This is a genomic window from Pseudomonas sp. B6002, assembly GCF_013385985.1.
GTDB lineage: Bacteria > Pseudomonadota > Gammaproteobacteria > Pseudomonadales > Pseudomonadaceae > Aquipseudomonas.
Map to the genome: position 1 here is coordinate 244942 of NZ_JACAOY010000006.1, position 21177 is coordinate 266118.

Genomic DNA, 21177 nt, shown 5'->3' on the forward strand with positions numbered 1-21177 from the left:
TTGGAAGCGTTGCTGCAATTGGCGTTTGTCGAGTTTGCCGACGCTGGTCAGGGGCCAGCTGTGCAGGATTTCCAGTTGGTCCGGCCACTTGTGGCGCGGCAGGCCGAGGCCCTGGAAATGCTGGTGCAGGGTGCTCAAGGCAAAGGGTTGCGGCGTGTGCAGGATCACGCAGGCGCACACCCGTTCGCCCAGGCGTTCGTCGGTGAGGGCGACCACGGCGGCGTCTTGCACCAGCGGGTGTTCGCGCAGCAGTTGTTCGATTTCGGCAGCGGCGATTTTTTCGCCGGCGCGGTTGATCTGTTCCTTGATCCGCCCCTCGACCACCAGGTTGCCGTCGGCGGTCCAGCGCGCCAGGTCGCCGGAATGGAAGAAGCCTTCGGCGTCGAACACCTGGCGGTTGTGGGCGTCGGCACGGTAATAGCCGGCGATGGTGTAGGGGCCGCGCACGATCAGCTCGCCGACTTCGCCGGGGGCGACGGGGGTGCCATTCGCGTCCACCAGGCGCACGTCGTCGGCGCTGCACAGGGGCCGGCCTTGGGTATTGAGCACCACCGATTGCGGGTCATCCAGGCGGGTGTAGCAGAGCAAGCCCTCGGCCATGCCGAACACTTGTTGCAGGGCGCAGCCCAGGGCGGGCGCGACACGTGCGGCAACGTCGCTGGACAGCCGCGCGCCGCCGACCTGCAACAGGCGCAGGCTCGACAGGTCACTGTGGTCCCACTCGCGCGCCTGCAGCCACAGCTTCACCAGGGGCGGCACCAGGGCGGTGTGGGTCACGCGGTGGCGGGCGATCAGATCGAAGGCTTCATCGGCCCCGGCCGTGCGCGAGAACACCACGCGACCGCCGCTGGACAAGGCACCGATCAGCCCCGGGCAAGCCAGTGGAAAGTTATGCGCGATGGGCAGGGCGGCGAGGTACACCGAGTTTTGGTCGAACCCGCAGAGTTGCGCAGACGCCATGGCGTTGTAGGCGTAATCGGCATGGCTGCGCGGGATCAGTTTGGGGGTGCCGGTGGTACCGCCGGACAGCAACAGCAACGCGGTGCTGTGGGGGTCGACCTTCGCCGGTTCGCGCAGCGCGCCGTTGACGCTGGCCAGGGTCACGCCTTGAGCGGCCACGGCACCGGCGATGATCAACTGTTTCAGGGACGGGCACAGCGCCAATTGGCGTTCGGCCATGGGCCGGTAATCAAAGCCCAGGAAGCGCTCGGCGACGATGTAGGCACTGGGTTCGGCCAGCTCGCACAGGGCCTGGATTTCCCGTTCGCGGTGCGCCGGCATGGCCAGGATCGGCCATGCGCCCACCCGCAACAGGGCGAACAGGGTGCGGGCGAAGTCGATGCCGTTGGGCAGTTGCACCAGTACGCGGTCGCCGCTGTGGATGCCGAGGTCGGCCAGCCCACCGGCGAGGCAACACACTTGATGTTCGAAGTCGCGGTAGCTCAGTTGTTGCTCGCCTTCGATCAGGGCGATGCGTGGTCCGAAGGTGCGTGCCCAGCCTTGCAGGTGCTCATTCAGGCTTTGGGGTTGCCACAGGCCGCCTCCGGTCAGGTGCTGGGCTTGAGTGTCGCGCCAATGAAGAGGGTGCATGGTTCGGGCTCCTTGTGAGGGTCGCTGGAAAGCTGGTTTGTTGAGAATCATTCTCCTTATTCAACGAATGGACTGCCCGAAACCGAACGTCATGGCCCTGATCCGAATTTTTTGGTTACAACCTTATGCCCAAAAGTGCGCAGCGCCGGGCCAGCAATAATTCCCATCCGGGGCCTGTGCGAACCGATCAGGGGAGCCGTCGACCGGCCGCTTGATCAATCATCCCGGGACACTCGAATCAGGCTGGGGATGGCGATGAAAACTGAACAGGCCGACGCGCCAACGCCGAGCTGGCGTTGGCTGCTACGGGGCCAGGGGCGACGATTGGGCCTGGCGGTGGCCATGGCGGTGCTGGCAGCGGCGGTGGAGTTGCTGCCGTTTTTCCTGCTGGCCCAAGCGGTGAACCGCGTGGTGCAGGGCGGGCCTGGCGTGGGGGCTGACCTGTTCACCCTGGCCGGCTGGATGGCGGCGGCCCTGCTGGGCAAATACCTGCTGTACACCCTGGCGTATTACCTGAGCCATGTGGCGGCGTATCGCGTGTTGCTCAACACCCGGCGTGCGTTGGTGCGGCATTTGTCGTGGGCGCCGCTGCCGTGGTTGAGCCGCTTGAGCAGCGGCGAACTCAAGCAGCGGGTGATCCAGGATGTGGAGCGCATGGAGCAATTTATCGCCCACCACAGCGTCGAGTGTGTGGCGGCGTTGTTGAGCCCGATCTGGGTATTCATCGCCCTGTGCCTGCTCGATTGGCGCCTGGCGTTGTGTGCCTTGTTGCCGGTGCCGTTGGCGCTGCTGGCCCAGGCCTGGATGATGCGCGGCCTGGGTGAGCGGCTGGCGCAGTACGCCGGGGCGGTGGATGACCTGGACGGCGCGACCCTGGAGTTCTTGCGCAGTGCACCGTTGATGAAAGCCTTCCGCCAGGACGCCCGTTCGTTCAAGCGCATGCGCGAGGCCTTGGCCCATTACCGGCAATTGATAGGCCGCATGATCGGCATGACGGTGCCCGGCTGGTCGGTGTTCGTGGTGTTGCTGGGGGCCAACGTCGTGGTGCTGTTCCCCGTGGGGTTGTGGTTGTACGGCGCGGGGCAGTTGACCCAGGCCGAGCTGGTGCTGGTGTTGATCCTGGGCACCGGCATGCTGCGGCCGTTGTTACGGGTGGCGCGGCTCAATTCCCAGGTGCAGGAAATCATGGGCGGCGTGCGTCGGTTCGCGCCGTTGCTGGTGTGGCCGCAGCCTGCGGGCGGGCGAGATCAAGCCTTGAGCCCGCCGCTGGAGGTGATGTTTGAAGGGGTGTCGTTCAGCTATGACCCGCAGCCCGTGTTGCAACACATCGACCTGCACTTGCCTGCCGGGCAGATGACTGCGTTGGTGGGGCCCTCTGGCAGTGGCAAAAGTACCCTGGCCTGGTTATTGGGTGGGTTGCTGGACGCTGAAAGCGGGCAGGTGCGGGTGAACGGTGAGCCGTTGTCGGCACTCAGCGAGGCTGCCCGCGCAGCGACGGTTGGGGTGGTGTCCCAGGACGCGTTCATCTTCCAGGGCACGTTGCTGGATAACCTGCGCATCGGCAGTCCCGACGCGACCCTCGAACAAATCGACAGCGCCCTGCGCGTGGCCCAGGCCGAGGACTTTGTACGGGCCTTGCCAATGGGGCTGAACACGCCGATGGATGAGCGTGGCGTACGTTTGTCCGGGGGCGAACGCCAGCGTATCGGCCTGGCCCGGGCGCTGCTGGCGCAGACGCCGATCCTGGTGCTGGACGAGGCCACGGCCTTTGCCGACAGCCGTACGGAGCAGCGCTTTTACCAGGCGCTGCGCGCCACCTGGCCGGACAAGACCTTGCTGGTGATTGCCCACCGCCTGACCAGCATTTGCGACGCCGAACAGATCGTGTTGCTGGAGCGCGGGGTAATCCAGGCATCGGGCACTCACGGCCAGTTGCTCGCGCGCAGCGGCACTTATGCCACGCAATGGCAGCACCAGTTCGACAGCGAAGACTGGACCATCCGAGAAGGGAGTACGCAGCATGCACGGGTTGATTGAAGGGCTGCGCCAAGTGGTGAGCATTGCCGATACGCGCTCGCCGCGCCTGTGGTGGGGCTTGGGTTTTCGCGTGTTGGAGCGGGCGTGTGCGATTGCGCCGTTCTTTCTCGGGTTTGTGTGGCTGCTTGAACCCGCGATGCCTTCACTGGTGTGGCTGGGCGTGGGCTTGGCGGCACTGTTGGTAGCGCAGTTGGTGTGTTCGCACTTCGGCCAGCTCAACAGTTTTCTCGGCGGTTATGAGTTGATGCACGGTTACCGGCGCCACTTGCTCGACCATGTGGCGCATCTGCCGTTGGGCGCGCTTCGCCAAGAGAGGATCGGGCAACTGGGTGAGCGCTTGACGGAAGACGTCAAGCGTATCGAAACCATTTTCACCCACGTGCTCGGTGAGTTGCTGGCATCGCTGGCGGTGCCGTTGCTGTTCATCGGCGTGCTGGTGTGGGTGGACTGGCGCCTGGCCCTGGCGCTGCTGGTGACGTTGCCCTTGGCGTTTGTGTTGTTGAACCGCTTGAGCGGGTTTTTCCTGGCGGCGGGCCGGCGCAAGCAGCACAGCTTTATGCAGGCGGCGGGGGTGCTGGTGGAGTTTATCGGCGGGCTGCGCACCTTGCGTCTGTTCAATCGCGCCGGGGCGTGGCGCGAACGGTTGGACCAGCAGTTCGGCGAGATTGAACGTCACAGCCTGGGGGTGGAAGTGTGGGGCGGCAGCGCCATCCAGTTGTACCGGTTGTGCGTGGACTTGAGCCTGGTGCTGCTGTTGCTCGTGGCGGGCCTGCTGGCGAATGCCGAGCAACTGCCGGCGCTGACCTGGATGTTGTTCGCGCTGGTGGCGCCGCGTTTGCTCGACCCCTTGCTGGATGTGGCGGCGTACCTGAGCGAACTGCGCGGCCTGGCCCAGGCGCAAGCGCGGTTGCAGGCCTTGCTGGAGATGCCTGAGGTTGCCGAGCCCTCGCAGCCGGTGGCGCCACAGGGCCACGGCGTGCGTTTTTGCGAGGTGGGCCTGCGTTATCCCGAACAGCCGGAGTGGGCGTTGCAGGGGTTGGATTTTGCCGTGGAGCCAGGGCAGATGCTGGCGATTGTCGGGCCTTCCGGCGCCGGTAAAAGCAGCGTGCTGCATTTGCTGGCGCGCTTTTATGACCCGCAGCAGGGGCGTATTGAACTGGGGGGCGTGGACGTGCGCGACATGCGCCTGGACCAGCTGTACGCCGCGTGCAGTTTCGTGTTCCAGGACGTGCAACTGTTTGACGCCAGCGTGCTCGACAACGTGCGCCTGGGCAAGCCCGACGCCAGCCTGGCGCAGGTGAGGCACGCCTGTGCCCAGGCCGGTTGTGATGAGTTTATCCAGCGTTTGCCCCAGGGGTATGACACGCCCATCGGCGAGAACGGCCAGCGGTTGTCGGGGGGCGAACGTCAGCGTTTGTCGATCGCCCGGGCGTTGCTCAAGGACGCGCCGATTCTGTTGCTGGACGAAGCCACGGCGTCGGTCGACCCGCTGGCGCAGCATGAGATCCAGCGCGCGCTGTCACGCCTGGCCCAGGGCCGTACGCTGATCATGGTGGCGCACCGTTTGCGCACGGTGCGCCATGCCGATGTGATTCTGGTGCTGGACCAGGGGCGTATCGTCGAGCGCGGCCGCCACGCGCCGTTACTGGCACGTGGCGGGCTGTATGCCGAGTTGTGGCAACAGCAGGCGGGGTAAGGGTTATTCCAGCGCGCCGCGCCGGGCATCGCGCGGCAGTACGCCGTACTGTTTGCGAAACGCCACGCTGAAGTGGCTGATGTTGCTGTAGCCGAGCATCGAGGCGGTGTCGGTCACCCCATGGTGCTGCAGCAGTTGGCGCGCCTTGCCCATGCGTTCGCGCTGGAACAGCGCGTAGATGCTCACATCGAACATGGCCTTGAACCCACGCTTGAGCTTGAGCTGGTTGAGCCCGGTCTCGCGGGCCAGTTGCTCGATGGTGGGCGCGGCGCTGAGGTCCATCAGCAGGCGTTCGCGGGCGGCCAGCAGTTGCTTCTGTTCACGCCGGGAAATCTGCTCGCTCTGGTCCTTGGGGTTGAAGGCCTTGAGATGCCAGGCGAGGAATTCCAGGCTGGCCGAATGCACCAGCAGCGGCGAGGCTGAATCATCCCCCAGCAGGCGTTCCAGGCGCAGGGCGGCGTCCTTGATGCGCTGGTTGCCGTGGGTGGTGTGCAGGCAGAAGTTGCCTTCGATGCTGTCGCCCAGCCGCTGGTAATCCTCGCCGGCCAGTTCGCTGAGGCGCTGGGGCGTGATGCGCAGTTCGAGGTTGCGGTGGGCGGGAGCAAACGCCAGCTCGAAGCGTTCGGCAGGGGCGAAGCTGGTCATCAGTTGGTCTTTGCCCAGGTGCAGGTCTTTGCGGCCGACGCGCACGTCGATATCGCCGTTGAGCATGCAGCTGAAGTGCAGGTGAGGGTTGTCGTCGATGGTGCTGATGCGCACCGCGTCCGTGGCGTTGAAGGTCACCAGGGAGACTTCCAGGCCGGGTTGGACCACTTGGGTTCGCACGTGACAGCCAGGCGGGCCGGCCTGGGGCGCGGTTTCGTCAAAGAAGGTGGAAGCGCGAAGCTGGTACATGGTCGTCCTCGCAGGCAACCGCCCAGGTGACCTGGGCAGGGGGCAGACGGCTCGCAAGTGTCCTTGTTCCTGCGCGGACCCCTGTTACGGAGAGGCCAGCGCATTGCCCGGAAATCCCTGCGAGCTTTCAAGATGGATCGCAGGCTATTACTAATCGTTCTCATTTGCAAGGTTGTAACGTTAGTCTCAGAACTCCATGCCCACCCGCACGCCCAGGGTACGCGGCTGGCCGGCGATGACCATGCCGTTGGCCATGGCGCGGGTGAAGTAGGTGGTGTCGCCCAGGTTCTTGCCGAACAGGCCGATGGTCCACTGCTTGAGGCGATAATCGATGTTGGCGTCCCACAGGGTGTAGGCGCCCTGGGACAGCGTGGCGTTCGGGTATAGATAGGATTGGCCCTGGCGCGTCAGGCCGGTGCCGACGGTGATGTGGTCGGTGGCCGCCCAGTCCATCGACATGCCGTAGCTGTGCTTGGGTGTGCTGGGGAATTGCTTGCCGGAATAGTCCACCGCGCCACGGTTGTAGTCGTCGAACTGCGCCTCAAGCAACGCGGCGTAGGCATTGACCTGCACCGACTCCACCGGACGCACCGTGGCGGTCAGTTCCAGGCCTTTGTTGTGGGACTTGCCGGCGTTGCTGGTGGAGGTCTGGCCGCCGCCGTCCTCGACGATCACCTGCTGGTCGCGCAGGCGGGTGTAGAACACGTCGGCGCCGACTTCCCACACCTTGCTCGGCGCGCGGTAGCGGTAGCCCAGCTCGGCGTAGCTGCCGTATTCCGGGTGGTAGGCATCGCCAGCCGCGCTGGCGGTGGTGGAGTAGGTGTTGAAGCCGGACGCCTTGTAACCGCGCGCCAGCACCAGGTAGGTGAAGTGCTGGTCGTTGGGGCTGAACTCCAGGCTGAAACGCGGCAGGGCCACGGTTTCGCTGACCTTGCGGTCGTTGAACGATTCCAGGCTGGCGAAGCTGGTGTCGGGCACGCCGTCGCCATTGCTGTCGAACATGCCGCCCTGCGTGCTGCTCCAGTCCATGGTGCGGCGGTTGTGTTCCACCCGCAGGCCGACGGCGGCACGCCATTGCGGCTGGAAGCGCCAGCCCAGCTCGCCGAAGGTGGCGACGGTGTCACCCTCGACCTTGGCCTTGGTGGCACTGAGGAAATACGGGCTGAGGTCGAAGGTGTAGGGCGCGTCGCGGCGCACATGGGACAGGAAGCCGCCCACCAGCCAATCGATGTTGCCCTTCTGGCCGTTGAGTCGGGCTTCACCGGTGTACTGGCGGGTCTTCATGTCGTAGCCGGCGGTGCCGCCGAAGATCGATTTAGGCAACCAGTAATCCCACTCGGTCTGGTTGGCGCCGACGTTGACCACCAGTTGCGTGTCATCGGCAAAGCGCTTGCGGTATTCGCCGGTGAACAGGGTGTATTCGGTGTTGTTGGTGCCGGCGTCGGTGGCGTTGGACTGGTACTTTTTCGCCAAGTCGCGGGTGGCGAAATAGTCGTTGTCGCCATGGGTGTTCATGTGGTGCAAGCCGAAGCGCCACTCGCCGCCGTCGTCGTCCAGGTGCAGCAATTTGATACGGCCGAAACCGCTGTCCCAGCCGGCAGTATCGTGGCGGCCTAGGGTGGCGTTGGCGATCATGCCATCGTTCTTTTCGCCGCCGACGGTCACCCGCACGGCGGTGTTTTCAGTGAGGGGCAGGTTGCCGGTGACTTCGGCGCGCTGCTGGTTGTGGGTGCCGTATTCGAGCTTGACCTTGCCACCCGCCGTGAACTCCGGGTCTCGGGTGCGCAGGGCCACCAGGCCGCCCATGCTGTTTTGCCCGTACAGGGTGTTTTGCGGGCCGCGCAGGATTTCCACTTGGTCGATGTCGTACAGCTGGCCGAGCACCAGGCCGTTCATGGGCACGCCGTCGATGTACACGCTGTTGCTGATGCTATCGCCCTCATCATCGGAAAAACCCAGGCCACGAATGGTCAGCGACGGCGTGTGCTGGGTGAAGGTGCTGAAGTACAGGTTGGGTTGGCGCTGGGCGACTTCGCCAAGGGTGTCGAGGTGGCTGTCCTCGATTTTTTCGCCCTTGACCACGCTGACGCTGTTGGTGGTCTTGAACTGCGGCGTGTCCTGCTTGGTGGCCGTGATGACGGTGGCATCCAGCTCATCGACGGTCACATCGGCGGCCATCGCCGATTGCATCAGTGGCAAGGTGCAAGACAAAAACAAGGCACAGCGTACGGCTTGGGAGAGGGAAGAGCGTTCCATGGTGTCCACGCCTGAAGGAGAATGGCGCAAATGATACGGGTTCTCATTTTCCGCACTACCCGATTCGGGTCTTAAATCACCCGATTGCAGTGCAACGTAGCTAGCCTTTTGCCTCCTTAAGCGCAATGGTCGCGGGAGACGGCGCGTTCAGGGCCCCGGCACGGTCTGCCAGGTAACGCGCTGGCGGTTGGCCGACGGCTTTGCGGAACATGGTGATAAAGCCGCTGGCGTTCTCATAGCCCAGGTCCAGCGCCACCGTCTGTACGCTCTGGCCCTTGGCCAAGCGTTGCAACGAGAGGATCACGTGCAACTGCCGGCGCCAGCGGCCAAAACTCAGGCCCAGTTCCTCCAGCAACAGGCGCGTCATGCTGCGTTCGCTCATGCCGATGCGCACCGCCCACTGGCCGAGCGTGGCCTTGTCGGCGGGTTCGGCCAGCAGGCTGTCGGCCAGGCGGCGCAAGCGCGGGTCCTGGGGCATGGGCAGGTGCAGGGCCTCGATGGGCGCGGCCGCCAATTCATCCAGCAGCGTATTGATCAAACGGCCCTGGGCACCGTCCTCGTCATACAGCAGCGGGAAACTCACGGCCTTGCTGATCAACTCATGTAACAACCCTGACACCGCCAGGGTGCAGCATTGCGGGGGCAGGGCGCAGGCGGCGTCGGGGTCGATCAGCAGGCAATAGACTTCTGCTTCGCCCGAGCCGCGAGCCGCATGGGAGACGCCGCCGGGAATCCACAACGCGCACTGCGGCGGCACGATCCAGATACCCGCTTCGATCTCGCAATGGATGACCCCGCGCAGGGTGTACAGCAACTGGCCTTTGCGGTGGGCGTGCTGCGCATGCTCCCAGGTGTCCGACGTGCTGGTGGCGCCCACGGCCACCACGGCGCGGGGGAATTGATCTGCATCCCTGACCATCGAGCGGTCATGCATTTCAAGGCGGTGGTGTTTCATGGCGGAGATCGCAGGTTGGCTGAATTGCGAAACAGTCTGGCTATTCTGTGCAATGCCGTCCAGCGGGCCGATCGATACAGTGAGATCCATTCTCAACAAGGAGCTCTGCCATGCGACTCGACAGCACAACATTCCCGGTGGTGAAAATCGTTTTCGACGCTCCCAACGAAGGCGGCCCGGCTGACGCTTTCCTGGTCTTCGAAGGCCTCCTGGCCCGGCAGCAAGCTTTTGTGCTGCTGCATGAAAAAGCCGTGGATGAAAGCAATCACGAACACTCCCACGAAGAGCGCAAGCACGCGTCAATCTGGATGAAGAAAAACAAGCAGGCGCTGCGGGCCTACGTCAGAGGCATGATCCAGGTCGAGCCAAGCGCCGCCAAGCGCCTGGCCCTCAAGCCGTTTGCCGTGACCTTCGGCAAGGCCTGGGGCTATCCGCTGCTGGTGGTAGAGTCCCAGGACCGCGCCTGGGCGCTGGCGCGGGATGTGCTGGATGAGCAGGTGTCGGATGTGGCGCATTTCTAAACAACGCCACACGTCCCTTGTAGGAGCCGGCTTGCCGGCGATAGGGTCTCGGGTTTTGCATCGCACTCAGGGACGCCATCGCCGGCAAGCCGGCTCCTACAGGTTTACCGAGGTGTTGTTCAGTCCACCTAAATCGCCCGCTTCAGGTATCCTCCGCGCCCCGCATATCACCGATTCAAAGACAGATGACAGGACAAGACATGCAGGCGATGCTTTCGTCGATCCTCGACGAAGTGCGCCCCCTGATCGGCCTCGGTAAAGTCGCCGACTACATCCCCGCACTCGCCGACGTGCCCGCCAACCAGCTCGGTATCGCCGTGTACGGCAATGACGGCTCGGCCTATTGCGCCGGCGATGCCGACACCTTGTTCTCGGTGCAGAGCATTTCCAAGGTATTCAGCCTGGTGCAGGCCATCGACCACGGCGGTGAAACCATCTGGGAACGCCTGGGCCATGAGCCTTCCGGGCAGCCGTTCAATTCCCTGGTGCAGCTGGAATTCGAACGCGGCCGGCCACGCAACCCCTTCATCAACGCCGGTGCGTTGGTGATCTGCGACATCAACCAATCACGCTTTGCCGTGCCGATCTTGTCGATGCGCGATTTCGTACGACGCCTTTCAGGCAACCCGCAGATCCTGGTCAACAGCGTGGTCGCCGACTCTGAAGCCCAACACGGCGCACGCAACGCCGCCATGGCCTACCTGATGAAATCCTTCGGCAACTTCCACAACGACGTGGACGCCGTGCTGCACAGTTACTTCAACTACTGCGCCCTGCAGATGAGCTGCCTGGACCTGGCCCGCGCCTTCAGCTTCCTGGCCAACGAAGGCGTGAGCGCCCACAGCGGCGAACAGATCCTCACCGCGCGCCAGACCAAGCAAGTCAACTCGATCATGGCCACCAGCGGGCTGTATGACGAAGCGGGCAACTTTGCCTATCGCGTGGGGTTGCCGGGCAAGAGTGGGGTAGGCGGCGGGATCGTCGCGGTGGTACCGGGGCAGTTTACGGTGTGCGTGTGGTCGCCGGAGTTGAACACGGCGGGGAACTCGCTGGCGGGGATGAAGGCGTTGGAGTTGTTGAGCGAGCGGATAGGGTGGTCGGTGTTTTGAGATGAGGCTGTTCCCATGCAGAGCGTGGGAACGAGCTATTTTGCGCATGACATCAAACTGCCACTTTGCGCCGCTACGCTGAAGGCTACTCCCAAGGATATGCACCATGAAACGGACTTTCACTGCCTTCGCCTTTCTATTGCTGCTGTCGCTCGCCAGCATCGCATCTGCCGATATACCGGCGTCACCCGCCGCCCGTGCTTTCATCGCCAAACAGCACATGGGCAAGAACCTGCAGCAGTTTGCACAATTAGCAGCGAGGACGACGGTGACCTACGCGATGGTTGCCGAAAAGATCGGGCCGGCCGGGGCCAGGAAGGCGCTCGATGAGCAAATCACGCAATTGCTACCCAAGTACCAGCCACAGTGGGATTTGAACCTGGCTGAGGCTTACCAGCAATCGTTTACCGATGAGGAGATGGCGTCCCTCGCCGCCGAGGGGCAGGCCTCGAAATACGCCAGCAAAGTGACTGCCAAGCAGCAAGAGGTAAGTGATCGCATGAAGGCTAAATCAACGCCTATTCTTAAGGCGTTGATCACAGATGCATTAGCGGCGTTGATGCCCCTGGGCGTTTAATAACTAGGCGGTGCTGCCCGGTCAGACTCGGGTTTTGCGCGGCTTAACAAACAAATCCAGCATCAGCCACAACGCCCCGGCGGTGATGGCGATATCGGCAAGATTGAACACGCCGGTATGCGTCGGGCCCACGTTCAACACCATGTAGTCGACCACATGACCGTCGCGGAACACGCGGTCGATCAGGTTGGCGATACCGCCCAGGGCGATGGCGTACAGCGGCAGGACTTTACGCAGCGGTTGGCTCCAGTTGGACAGCGACCACCACAGCGCCCAAACCACTACGACGGCAACCCCTACGATAAAAATCAGCTGCTTGAGCTGTGGCGGCAACGCTGCGCCCAGGCTCAGGAAGGCGCCGGGGTTGAGGCTCAATTCCAGTGCCAGGTTGAAGGGGGTTGTGCCGAATTTGAAGCTTTGGGTTTGCAGCGAAATCAGGGCCAATAGTTTGACCAACTGGTCGGCTGCAATAAAAGCGATGCCGGCGAGGAGGGCAAAGGTACGGCCTCGCAGTAGGGACGACGTGCTCAAGCGGTAACTTCCTGTTCCGGGTCGATCGATAGCGCCCGAAGATAGCTCAGGCGCCTCGAGCCGTCTACGCGAAGTCCGCTCACAACAAAAAGGGGGTCTCATCCTTGAGATCTGAAGGCCGCGAGCCTACGCCAGGTTTGTGACGAAATGATGAGCGCAGGATCAGCTCACATTGAGCCGATCCAGCAGGCTGTACCACGCCACTCCAGCGCCAATGTAAAACCGTTGCAACCCATGCATCGGCAAACGCTGCAACGGCGTAACCGGGTAGGCAAACTCCGCGTTGCTGTCACACAAACGCCCGGCCAATTGCTGCCCCAAACTGGTACACAACGCGATACCTCGGCCATTACACCCCAACGCCAACGTGAGCCCCGGTGCCGGTTCATGGACGTGGGGCATAAAGTCCCGCGTGATCGCGATCCGTCCCGCCCAGCGGTACTCGAATTCCAGTGGGCCCAGTTGCGGAAACAGCAGCGCCAGTGAGCGCTCAAGGTGAGCGAAATCCGTGGGGTCAGTGGGGTCGTTGAACAACCCACGCCCGCCCATAAGCAAGCGCCCATGGCTGTCCTTGCGAAAATACAGCAAGAGCCGCTGCGCGGTGGACACCGTTTCCTGCCCCGGCAAAATGCTCTCGGCCGCACGCCCACTCAACGGCTTGGTGGCGACGATAAAACTGTTGGCCGCCAGGATGCTCTGGGCCATGCCCGGCCACAGGTTGCCGCTGTAGCCATTGGTGGCCAGCACCACACGATCCGCCGCGACCTGGGCACCGCCAGCCGTCTGCAACTGCCAGCCGGAACCCTGGCGTTGCAAACCCGTTACCGCACTTTGCCCATGAATCCGTACACCCGCTGCCAACGCCGCGCCCACCAAACCACGCGCATAGGCCAAGGGTTGGATCGCCCCGGCACGACCATCCAGCCAGCCACCGGCAAAGGCCTCGCTGCCCATGCGCGAAGCTACCGCTGTCGCATCCAACGCCTGCACTGGCACGCCGCGTCGCGCCCATTGCTCGGCCCGTGCGTGCAACCCGGCCACGCCTTTTTCGGTGTATGACACTTGCATCCAACCCTTGCGCACCGGGGCGCAATCGATGCGGTGTTTTTCGATCAACCTGAACACCAGGTCGGCCGAATTCGACACGGTGGAAATCAACGGCTCGGCACGCTCTGGCCCGTACATCTTCACCAGCTGTTCCGGGTCGTATTTGAGTGTCGGGTTGACCTGCCCACCATTGCGCCCGGAGGCGCCCCAGCCCGGCTCGTTGGCTTCCAGCACGCACACACTTACGCCGCGTTCGGCCAAGTGCAGGGCGGTGGACAGGCCGGTATAGCCGGCGCCGACAATTGCCACATCCACCTTCACCGACTCACCCAGCGCCGGGGTTGGCACGGCCGCCGGTGCGGTCGCTGACCACAATGACTTCATGACAGGCTCCGCGTATCGCCGGTGGGGTGCAGCACGCGGCGCAGGAAGTCCTGGGTGCGCGGTTGCTGCGGGTTGCCCAACACTTGCTCGGCTGGCCCGCTTTCAACGATGTAGCCACCGTGCAGGAAGCACACGCGGTCGGCCACTTCCCGGGCAAACCCCATTTCGTGGGTGACCACGATCATGGTCATGCCTTCGTCGGCGAGGGTGCGCATCACCGCCAGCACGTCGCCCACCAGCTCAGGGTCGAGGGCTGAGGTGGGTTCGTCGAACAGCATGGCTTCGGGTTTCATCGCCAGTGCGCGGGCGATGGCCACGCGTTGTTGCTGGCCGCCGGAGAGTTGTTCCGGGTAGGCATCGGCCTTGGCGCTCAGGCCGACTTTCTCCAGCAACACGAGGGCTTCTTCGCGGGCCTGCTGTACGGGTTCACCCTTGACGTACACCGGGCCTTCCATGACGTTTTCCAGCACGGTGCGGTGGGGGAACAGGTTGAAGCGCTGGAACACCATGCCCATGCGGCTGCGCAGGGCGTGCACGGTCTTGCTGCCGCGCTGCACGGTTTCGCCGAACACATTGATGTGCCCGCCGTCGTAGGCTTCCAGCGCATTGATGCAGCGCAACAGGGTGGATTTACCCGAGCCCGACGGCCCGATCAGGCACACCACTTCGCCCTTGGCCACGTCCAGGTCGACGCCGTGCAGCACGCGGTGGCTGCCGTAGTGTTTTTGCAGTTGGCGAATCTCGATCATGCTTTTTTCCTCCGGCCCAGGTGCTGTTCCATGCGGCGCAGGCCATACACCAGCGGCAGGCTCATCAGCAGGTAGAGCAGGGCGACCAGGGTGTAGACGGTCATGTTCTGGAAGGTCGACGAGGCGATCAGTTGGCCCTGGCGCGTCATCTCCGCCACGGTGATGGTGGACACCAGGGACGAGTCCTTGAGCATCATCACCAGCGTGTTGCCATAGGGCGGCAGGGCGATGCGAAACGCTTGGGGCAGGATCACCCGGCGCATCATCAGCACCGAGCGCATCCCCAGGGCTTCGGCGGCCTCACGCTGGCCCTGTTCCACGGCAATGATGCCGGTGCGGAAGTTCTCGGCCTGGTACGCCGAGTAGGCGATGCCCATGCCGATCACTCCGGCATAGAACGCGGTGAGGTGCACGCCCATGTCCGGCAGCACAAAGTAGATGTAGAACAGCTGCACGATGATCGGCAGGCCACGGATCACGTTGATGATGGTGCTGGCGGTCCACGACAGCGCACGGATCGGCGACAGCTTGAGCAACGCCAGCACCAGGCCGATGGCACTGCTGAGCAGGAACGACAGCACGGTGATCTGGATCGTCACCCAGGCGCCTTGCAGCAGGATCGGCAAGAAGTCCTGGGCGTTTTGCAGGAACTCGGTCGGGTTCATGGGCGCACCTGGGTATCAAGCCCCCACTTCTTGAGGATGCTGTCCAGGGTGCCGTCGGCCTTGATGCTGGCGATGGCGCTGTTCAGGCGTTCCAGGGTCTGGGTGTCGCCCTTGCGCACCACCAGGCACACTTCGCCGACGTTGGTGGGTTTGTAGTCGGCGGCCAGTTTCACGCCTTTAAACAGCTTCTGGCGGATCTGGTAGGCCACCACCGGCTGGTCGCCCACGGCGGCCTTGATGCGGCCCAGGGACAGGTCGCGGACCATCTCGCCGATGGAGTCGTAGGTGCGGATTTCCTTGAAGATGCCGAGCTTGTTTAGTTGGTCATAAAAGATGGTGCCGGCCTGCACGCCGACCACCTGGTCTTTGAGGGGGGTCAGGTCGGGGTAGCTGGCGTTGTCGTCGGCATTGATGATCAGGCCTTCACCGTAGGCGTACACCGGGGCGCTGAAGTCGACGACCTTGGTGCGTTCCTCGGTCTTGAGCATGCCGGCCGAAATGAAGTCCAGCTTGCCGGAGGTGAGGGAGGGGATCAGCGCGGCGAAGTTGGTCTGTTCGATCTGGCTGGTGAAGCCGCCAGCCTTGCCCACGGCCTCGGCTACGTCGACCATCACCCCCTGAATGCTGTTGCTCTTGATGTCGAGGAAGGTGAACGGCGAACCACTGGCCGTTGCACCGACTTTGTACGAGGACGCACTTTCTGCGTGCACGGCGCTGGCGCAGAGCGTGGCGCACAGGGCGAAGGCAAGGCGGCGAAACAAGGGCGAAAGACTGTTCATCGGGTTACTCCAGAAGGAAAACGGAAAGTCAGTACCGCAAGCGGCTGCCGATGAAAACGCAAGCTCTATGCCATTTCGATTGATAAAAATCGTATTTCGCTATATAAAATCGACAAAATGAACCATTCGTATCGATATGCGATATTTAGTGGTCTATTTTTGTGTTTTACGGTAGAAATATCGCCACGCCTGAGCCACCTACGCCGCGAGTCCGCCATGTCTGAAGAACGCAACAGTTTGCACAACCAATCCCTGGAAAAAGGCCTGTCGGTGCTCAAGGCATTCAGCGCCCAGCGCCGCAGCATGAGCCTTGCAGAGGTGGCCGAGGCGGCCGGCATGACCAAAAGTTCGGCCCAGCGCATGGTGTTTACCCTCGAAAGCCTGGGTTACCTTCGGAAACACTCGCGCACACGCCATTACCAACTCACACCTCGGGTGCTGGAGCTGGGCTTCAGCTACCTGGATGCGCATTCGTTGATCGAAGTGGCCAACCCGTTTCTGTCGGAACTGACCCGGCTGACCGGCGAAACCTCGTGCCTGACCGAGCCTGCGGGCTACGACATGACCTACATCGCGCGGTTCGTCAGCTCGGGGTTTGTGCCGGTGCACATGCCGATCGGCTCGCGGGTGCCGATGTACTGCACGGCGTCGGGGCGCGCCTATTTGAGCGCGCTGCCGCAGGAGGAGGCGCTGGTGCTGATCGAAAATAGCCAGCGCATTGCCCACACCAGCCAGACACTGACGGACGTCGAGCAGATTCTGCAATCGTTGCAACAGGTACGCGAGCAGGGCTACGCAGTGAATGGCCAGGAACTGTTCCTGGGTGACATGACCATCGGCGCGCCCGTGCTGGGTGCGAATGGTCGGCCGGTGGCGGCCGTGCACGTGGTGGCGCCGACCAGCCGCTGGACCAGGGCGGATGCAGAGCAGCAGCTGGCGCCGGCGTTGTTGCAGTGTTCGCGAGCGCTGAGCAACTCAGCCCGGAACCTGGAATAACTCCACCCTCACATCCGCCGCCAATCCACTGTAGGAGCCGGCTTGCCGGCGATAGCGGTGTGTCAGTCAGCACATAGGGCACTGGAAGACCGCTATCGCAGGCAAGCCAGCTCCCACAGTTGATCTCATTGGGCTTGAGGGTATCAACTGACACACCACCATCGCCGGCAAGCCGGCTCCTATAGCAGCCCAAACAAAAAATGCGCCCCGTGGGGCGCATTTTTTGGTCAGCAATTGCCTATCAGGCAGTCGCATCCCACGCACGATCACCGTGCTCGTCCTTGATGCGGGTCGGCAGGCCCATCACGTCCAGCGCCTTCAGGAACGGCTCAGCCGGCAGTTCCTCGACGTTGGCCATGTGCTTCACGTCCCACTCGCCACGGGCTACCAGCAGCGCAGCGGCCACCGGTGGCACGCCTGCGGTGTAGGAGATGCCCTGGCTGTCAGTTTCAGCGAAAGCTTCTTCGTGACATGCCACGTTGTAGATGAACATCTCATGCGGCTGGCCGTCCTTGGTGCCCTTGACCAGGTCGCCGATGCAGGTCTTGCCGGTGTAGCCAGGGGCGAGCGAAGACGGGTCGGGCAGCACGGCCTTGACCAGTTTCAACGGCACCACTTCCAGGCCTTCGGCGGTAGTGACCGGCTTCTCGGAGAGCAGGCCGAGGTTTTTCAGTACGGTGAACACGTTGATGTAGTGTTCGCCGAAGCTCATCCAGAAACGCACGTTGGGCACGTCGAGGTTTTTCGACAGCGAGTGCACTTCATCGTGGCCGGTGAGGTAGAGGTTCTGCGAACCGACAACCGGCAGGTCATCAGTGCGTTTGACTTCGAACATGGTGTTGCTGGTCCACTGGCTGTTCTGCCAGCTCCACACCTGTCCGGTGAACTCGCGGAAGTTGATTTCCGGGTCGAAGTTGGTGGCGAAATATTTGCCATGGGAGCCGGCATTGACGTCGAGGATGTCGATCGAATCAATGCGGTCGAAATGCTGTTGCTGCGCCAGCGCGGCATACGCGTTGACGACACCCGGGTCGAAGCCCACGCCGAGGATGGCCGTGATGTTCTTCTGTTTGCACTCTTCCAGGTGGTTCCATTCGTAGTTGCCGTACCACGGCGGGGTCTCGCAGACCTTGCCCGGCTCTTCGTGGATGGCGGTGTCGAGGTACGCAACGCCCGTGTCGATGCAGGCACGCAGTACCGACATGTTGAGGAACGCGGAACCCACGTTGATGACGATCTGCGAGTCGGTCTCACGGATCAGGGCCTTGGTCGCTTCCACGTCCAGGGCGTTCAGCGCGAAGGCTTGGATGTCGGCGGGCACCTTGAGGCTACCCTTGGCCTTGACGCTGTCGATGATGGCCTGGCATTTGGAGATGTTGCGCGACGCGATAGCAATACGACCGAGTTCGTCGTTGTGCTGCGCGCACTTGTGGGCCACCACCTTGGCGACACCTCCTGCACCAATGATAAGAACGTTCTTTTTCAATTGCTTTATCTCTCCTTTATCCGCCAGCTTACGAAAGGCTGGACAGGTAGTCGTCGTAACCAAATTCACGAACCACTTCGACGGTACCGTCGAGTTGTTTCACTACGATGGACGGCATTTTCAGGCCGTTGAACCAGTTTTTCTTGACCATGGTGTAGCCTGCGGTGTCGATGAACGACAGCCGATCGCCGATGGCCAGCGGACGATCAAATTGATACTCACCGAAGATGTCCCCGGCCAGGCAGGATTTGCCGCACACCATATAGGTGTGTTCGCCTTCGCTTGGCGCCAGCTTGGCGTTCAGGCGATAGATCAGCAGGTCCAGCAGGTGGGCTTCGATGGAGCTGTCTACCACGGCCAGGTTCTTGCCGTTGTAGAGGGTGTCGAGCACGGTGACTTCCAGGGAAGCACTGTTGGTGATCGCCGCTTCGCCGGGTTCCAGGTAAACCTGCACGCCGTACTTCTCGGAGAACGCCTTGAGGCGGGCGCAGAACGCGTCCACGGCATAGTCTTCACCGGTGAAGTGGATGCCGCCGCCGAGGCTGACCCACTCGACCTTGTGCAGCAGCGCACCGAAGCGCTCTTCGATCACGCCGAGCATCTTGTCGAACAGGCTGAAGTCGCCGTTCTCGCAGTTGTTGTGGAACATGAAGCCGGAAATCTGATCGATCACGCCTTCGATTTTTTCCGGATCCCATTCGCCCAAACGGCTGAACGGGCGCGCCGGGTCGGCCAGCAGGTAGTCGGAGCTGCTCACCTGCGGGTTCACACGCAGGCCACGGGTCTTGCCCTCGGAACGTTCGGCAAAGCGCTGCAGCTGGCTGATCGAGTTGAAGATGATCTTGTCGCAGTTATCCAGCATCTCTTCGATTTCATCGTCGGCCCAGGCCACGCTGTAGGCGTGCGCCTCGCCTTCGAACTTCTGGCGACCGAGCTTGAGCTCGTACAGCGACGACGACGTGGTGCCGTCCATGTACTGCTGCATCAGGTCGAACACCGACCAGGTGGCAAAGCACTTGAGCGCCAGCAACGCCTTGGCGCCGGACTGCTCGCGTACGTAAGCGATCTTCTGCATGTTGACCAGAAGCTTCTGTTTATCGATGAGGTAGTACGGCGTTTTGATCATTTTTGAGAGCCTGCGGCGGTGCCTGCCAAAAAAGGACACGCATTGTGCCCGCACTTGGATCGAATCGAAAGGTTAGCGGGCGGATTTTGCCTGCATCACATTTGAAAGCGCCTACAAGTCTGGCGAATTCTCGTGACTGTTTGACGCGTGGCGGCGCAAATACTCGGCCATGGCGGCAAAGCGTTGGCGTGTTTCATGTTCGAAGAGGCGGTTGGCCAACGGGTCCAACAGCCAGCCGATCCAACGCGGGCGCAGGCGTACATTAAAGGTATAGATCAGCTCTGAGGTGGCGTTGTCTAGATCACGGTGACGCATGGAGGCTGACCACCCGTCGAACCAGCCGGCAGGTTCCACCAAGACGGCGGCGGCCACTTTGGCAGGCACATAGTTGACGAAGCGTGTGCGCATCGCGAACCAGCGTTTCCAGCCACGCCCTTGGTTAAAGGTAATTGCGCCCTTGTACGGATGGCTGCCGCCGCCTTCCACGCCCGCGCGCGACAGCAGCGTGTCCCACTGCATACGCACACTGTGGTTATGGAACGCCTCGAATGCCTCGGCGGCACTGGCCGGCATGATCAGCGTGATGCGGCGTTGGCTCATGGGGTGCTCTCGACGATGGTGGTGGTGAAGCCCCAGCGTTGAAACTCCGCGGTGAATTCATCCAACTGCAGAAAGCCCAGGCAAGGGAACGCGCCGGTTTGTGGGAGCTGGTTTTTTGCAAGTTTCAGCGCGAGCAGCAAGGCAGCCATGCAGGGTATTTCCGGGCCGTCGCCACCGGGTGCGGTGAGGTGCCAAGTGAGCGAGCCAGGTTGGCCATCGCTGCGCAAGCCTTGCACCTTGACTTGCATCGCGCCGGTCTCGCTGCCGAAGCGGTCGAGCACACGGCTGGAGAAAGCGTCGAGCTGGGCGGCGTAGCGGCTGATCGGCAGCGGCAGGCCGAGCCGACGCAAAGCGGCAGCCAACCACAGGGCGAGGTGTTGGACGGGCAGTTCAAGGGCGGCATGAAAGGCCACGTCACGCACGCCCGGGTAGCGCAGCGGAAAGAGCGCGAGGTCTGGCACATCGCAGGCGGCGCCCCAGCGCTTGCCGATCTTCGCGAAGCTGAAGTGGCGCAGGTCTTGCCAGCCGAACTGACGGGTCCAGGCACCGTCGTTCCAGCGCTCGAATTCCAGGCCCGCATAACCGAACACGGCCTGGATAGTTGCGACGCCACGGCTGGCTTGCTGGCCGGGGGCGATGACGGTCTGGAGGCTGTCGATGCGGCTGAAAGAGTGGGCCAGGTGATCGACCACGGCAGAGGACAAGCCGGGTACGCTGCTGGCGCCGGAAATCGCCAGCACACCCGCCGCTTTTGCCTGCTCATCCACGTTCGCGGCGAACTGCGCGACAAAGTCGCGGCCGTCTGCCAGGTCCAGGTAATGCGCCCCGGCTGCACATGCCGCCTTCGCTACTCGGTAATCCTGACCTTGAAAGGGCCCCGCGCAATGAATGACCAGGCCGGGTTTGGCTTCAATCAGGCGCTGCTCAAAATCGGCGGCGCTGACATCCAGGGGCAGCGTGGCCACGCTCTGCCCGTCATCCAAGGCATGCAGGCCTCCACGCGAACTGCGACTGGCGGCGACCACCTCGATACCCGGTTCAAACGCCAGGCGTCGACAGATCCGCAGCCCGAAATTGCCCAGGCCTCCAATGACAATGACGCGCATGGTTCTTCCTTGAGGGGGGAGGTGAGGGCGGCAGTATAAAGGGTGACCCATCGCCTTCGCAGCCTCGCTAAAG

At 62.7% G+C, this 21177-nt stretch carries 18 protein-coding genes and 1 pseudogene; 6 read left to right on the forward strand and 13 right to left on the reverse strand.

Annotation, left to right across the window (positions count from 1 at the left end):
• Positions 1-15: 15 nt before the first annotated feature.
• Positions 16-1590: pseudogene (locus HX792_RS30580) on the reverse strand ((2,3-dihydroxybenzoyl)adenylate synthase); the annotation flags it as partial.
• Between the two features lie 255 nt (positions 1591-1845).
• On the opposite strand from HX792_RS30580, the gene HX792_RS08385 reads away from it, so the two are divergent.
• A complete protein-coding gene (locus HX792_RS08385) occupies positions 1846-3627 on the forward strand; it encodes an ABC transporter ATP-binding protein (RefSeq protein WP_176995626.1) in 1782 nt (593 codons plus the stop codon).
• Positions 3611-5323: an ABC transporter ATP-binding protein gene (locus HX792_RS08390; protein WP_176995627.1), complete on the forward strand. Its 1713-nt coding sequence runs from the start codon at positions 3611-3613 to the stop codon at positions 5321-5323. The genes HX792_RS08385 and HX792_RS08390 overlap by 17 nt, the downstream gene beginning before the upstream one ends.
• 3 nt (positions 5324-5326) lie before the next feature.
• Here HX792_RS08390 and HX792_RS08395 read toward each other — a convergent pair whose 3' ends face one another.
• The 3 genes from HX792_RS08395 to HX792_RS08405 all read right to left on the reverse strand — a co-directional run bounded on the left by HX792_RS08395 (position 5327) and on the right by HX792_RS08405 (position 9428).
• Positions 5327-6217: an AraC family transcriptional regulator gene (locus tag HX792_RS08395; RefSeq protein WP_176995628.1), complete on the reverse strand. Its 891-nt coding sequence runs from the start codon at positions 6215-6217 to the stop codon at positions 5327-5329.
• Positions 6218-6403: 186 nt separating this feature from the next.
• The gene (locus tag HX792_RS08400) at positions 6404-8473 is read right to left on the reverse strand and encodes a TonB-dependent receptor (protein ID WP_176995629.1); all 2070 of its coding nucleotides are present in this window, start codon (positions 8471-8473) and stop codon (positions 6404-6406) included.
• A gap of 100 nt (positions 8474-8573) precedes the next feature.
• Positions 8574-9428 carry a helix-turn-helix domain-containing protein gene (locus HX792_RS08405; protein WP_176996166.1) on the reverse strand — a complete coding sequence of 285 codons (855 nt, stop codon included), beginning with the start codon at positions 9426-9428 and terminating at the stop codon, positions 8574-8576.
• A gap of 110 nt (positions 9429-9538) precedes the next feature.
• On the opposite strand from HX792_RS08405, the gene HX792_RS08410 reads away from it, so the two are divergent.
• The 3 genes from HX792_RS08410 to HX792_RS08420 all read left to right on the forward strand — a co-directional run bounded on the left by HX792_RS08410 (position 9539) and on the right by HX792_RS08420 (position 11635).
• Positions 9539-9949, forward strand: coding sequence for a hypothetical protein (locus HX792_RS08410; protein WP_176995630.1), 411 nt, complete (start codon positions 9539-9541; stop codon positions 9947-9949).
• Between the two features lie 200 nt (positions 9950-10149).
• On the forward strand, positions 10150-11058 hold the full coding sequence (glsB, locus tag HX792_RS08415; protein WP_176995631.1) for a glutaminase B: 909 nt from the start codon (positions 10150-10152) through the stop codon (positions 11056-11058).
• A 106-nt stretch (positions 11059-11164) separates the two neighbouring features.
• Positions 11165-11635: a hypothetical protein gene (locus HX792_RS08420; protein ID WP_176995632.1), complete on the forward strand. Its 471-nt coding sequence runs from the start codon at positions 11165-11167 to the stop codon at positions 11633-11635.
• Between the two features lie 21 nt (positions 11636-11656).
• On the opposite strand, the gene HX792_RS08425 is transcribed toward HX792_RS08420, so the two are convergent.
• The 5 genes from HX792_RS08425 to HX792_RS08445 all read right to left on the reverse strand — a co-directional run bounded on the left by HX792_RS08425 (position 11657) and on the right by HX792_RS08445 (position 15790).
• Positions 11657-12166: a signal peptidase II gene (locus HX792_RS08425; RefSeq protein ID WP_176995633.1), complete on the reverse strand. Its 510-nt coding sequence runs from the start codon at positions 12164-12166 to the stop codon at positions 11657-11659.
• A gap of 162 nt (positions 12167-12328) precedes the next feature.
• Entirely contained in the window at positions 12329-13597 is a 1269-nt protein-coding gene (locus HX792_RS08430; protein WP_176995634.1) for an FAD-binding oxidoreductase, read from the reverse strand.
• On the reverse strand, positions 13594-14346 hold the full coding sequence (locus HX792_RS08435) for an amino acid ABC transporter ATP-binding protein (protein ID WP_176995635.1): 753 nt from the start codon (positions 14344-14346) through the stop codon (positions 13594-13596). The genes HX792_RS08430 and HX792_RS08435 overlap by 4 nt, the downstream gene beginning before the upstream one ends.
• Complete coding sequence (locus tag HX792_RS08440; RefSeq protein WP_176995636.1) at positions 14343-15011, reverse strand: amino acid ABC transporter permease; 669 nt, start codon at positions 15009-15011, stop codon at positions 14343-14345. Before HX792_RS08440 ends, HX792_RS08435 begins: the two co-directional genes overlap by 4 nt.
• Positions 15008-15790 carry an ABC transporter substrate-binding protein gene (locus HX792_RS08445; RefSeq protein ID WP_176995637.1) on the reverse strand — a complete coding sequence of 261 codons (783 nt, stop codon included), beginning with the start codon at positions 15788-15790 and terminating at the stop codon, positions 15008-15010. The genes HX792_RS08440 and HX792_RS08445 overlap by 4 nt, the downstream gene beginning before the upstream one ends.
• A 216-nt stretch (positions 15791-16006) precedes the next feature.
• On the opposite strand from HX792_RS08445, the gene HX792_RS08450 reads away from it, so the two are divergent.
• A complete protein-coding gene (locus HX792_RS08450; protein ID WP_176995638.1) occupies positions 16007-16786 on the forward strand; it encodes an IclR family transcriptional regulator in 780 nt (259 codons plus the stop codon).
• A gap of 241 nt (positions 16787-17027) precedes the next feature.
• On the opposite strand, the gene HX792_RS08455 is transcribed toward HX792_RS08450, so the two are convergent.
• The 4 genes from HX792_RS08455 to HX792_RS08470 all read right to left on the reverse strand — a co-directional run bounded on the left by HX792_RS08455 (position 17028) and on the right by HX792_RS08470 (position 21104).
• Entirely contained in the window at positions 17028-18272 is a 1245-nt protein-coding gene (locus tag HX792_RS08455; protein ID WP_176995639.1) for a saccharopine dehydrogenase family protein, read from the reverse strand.
• Between the two features lie 28 nt (positions 18273-18300).
• Positions 18301-19398, reverse strand: a complete 1098-nt coding sequence (gene nspC, locus HX792_RS08460) for a carboxynorspermidine decarboxylase (protein WP_176995640.1) — start codon at positions 19396-19398, stop codon at positions 18301-18303.
• Positions 19399-19509: 111 nt separating this feature from the next.
• Entirely contained in the window at positions 19510-19998 is a 489-nt protein-coding gene (locus HX792_RS08465) for a hypothetical protein (protein WP_176995641.1), read from the reverse strand.
• The gene (locus HX792_RS08470; RefSeq protein WP_176995642.1) at positions 19995-21104 is read right to left on the reverse strand and encodes a saccharopine dehydrogenase family protein; all 1110 of its coding nucleotides are present in this window, start codon (positions 21102-21104) and stop codon (positions 19995-19997) included. The genes HX792_RS08465 and HX792_RS08470 overlap by 4 nt, the downstream gene beginning before the upstream one ends.
• Positions 21105-21177 lie beyond the last annotated feature (73 nt).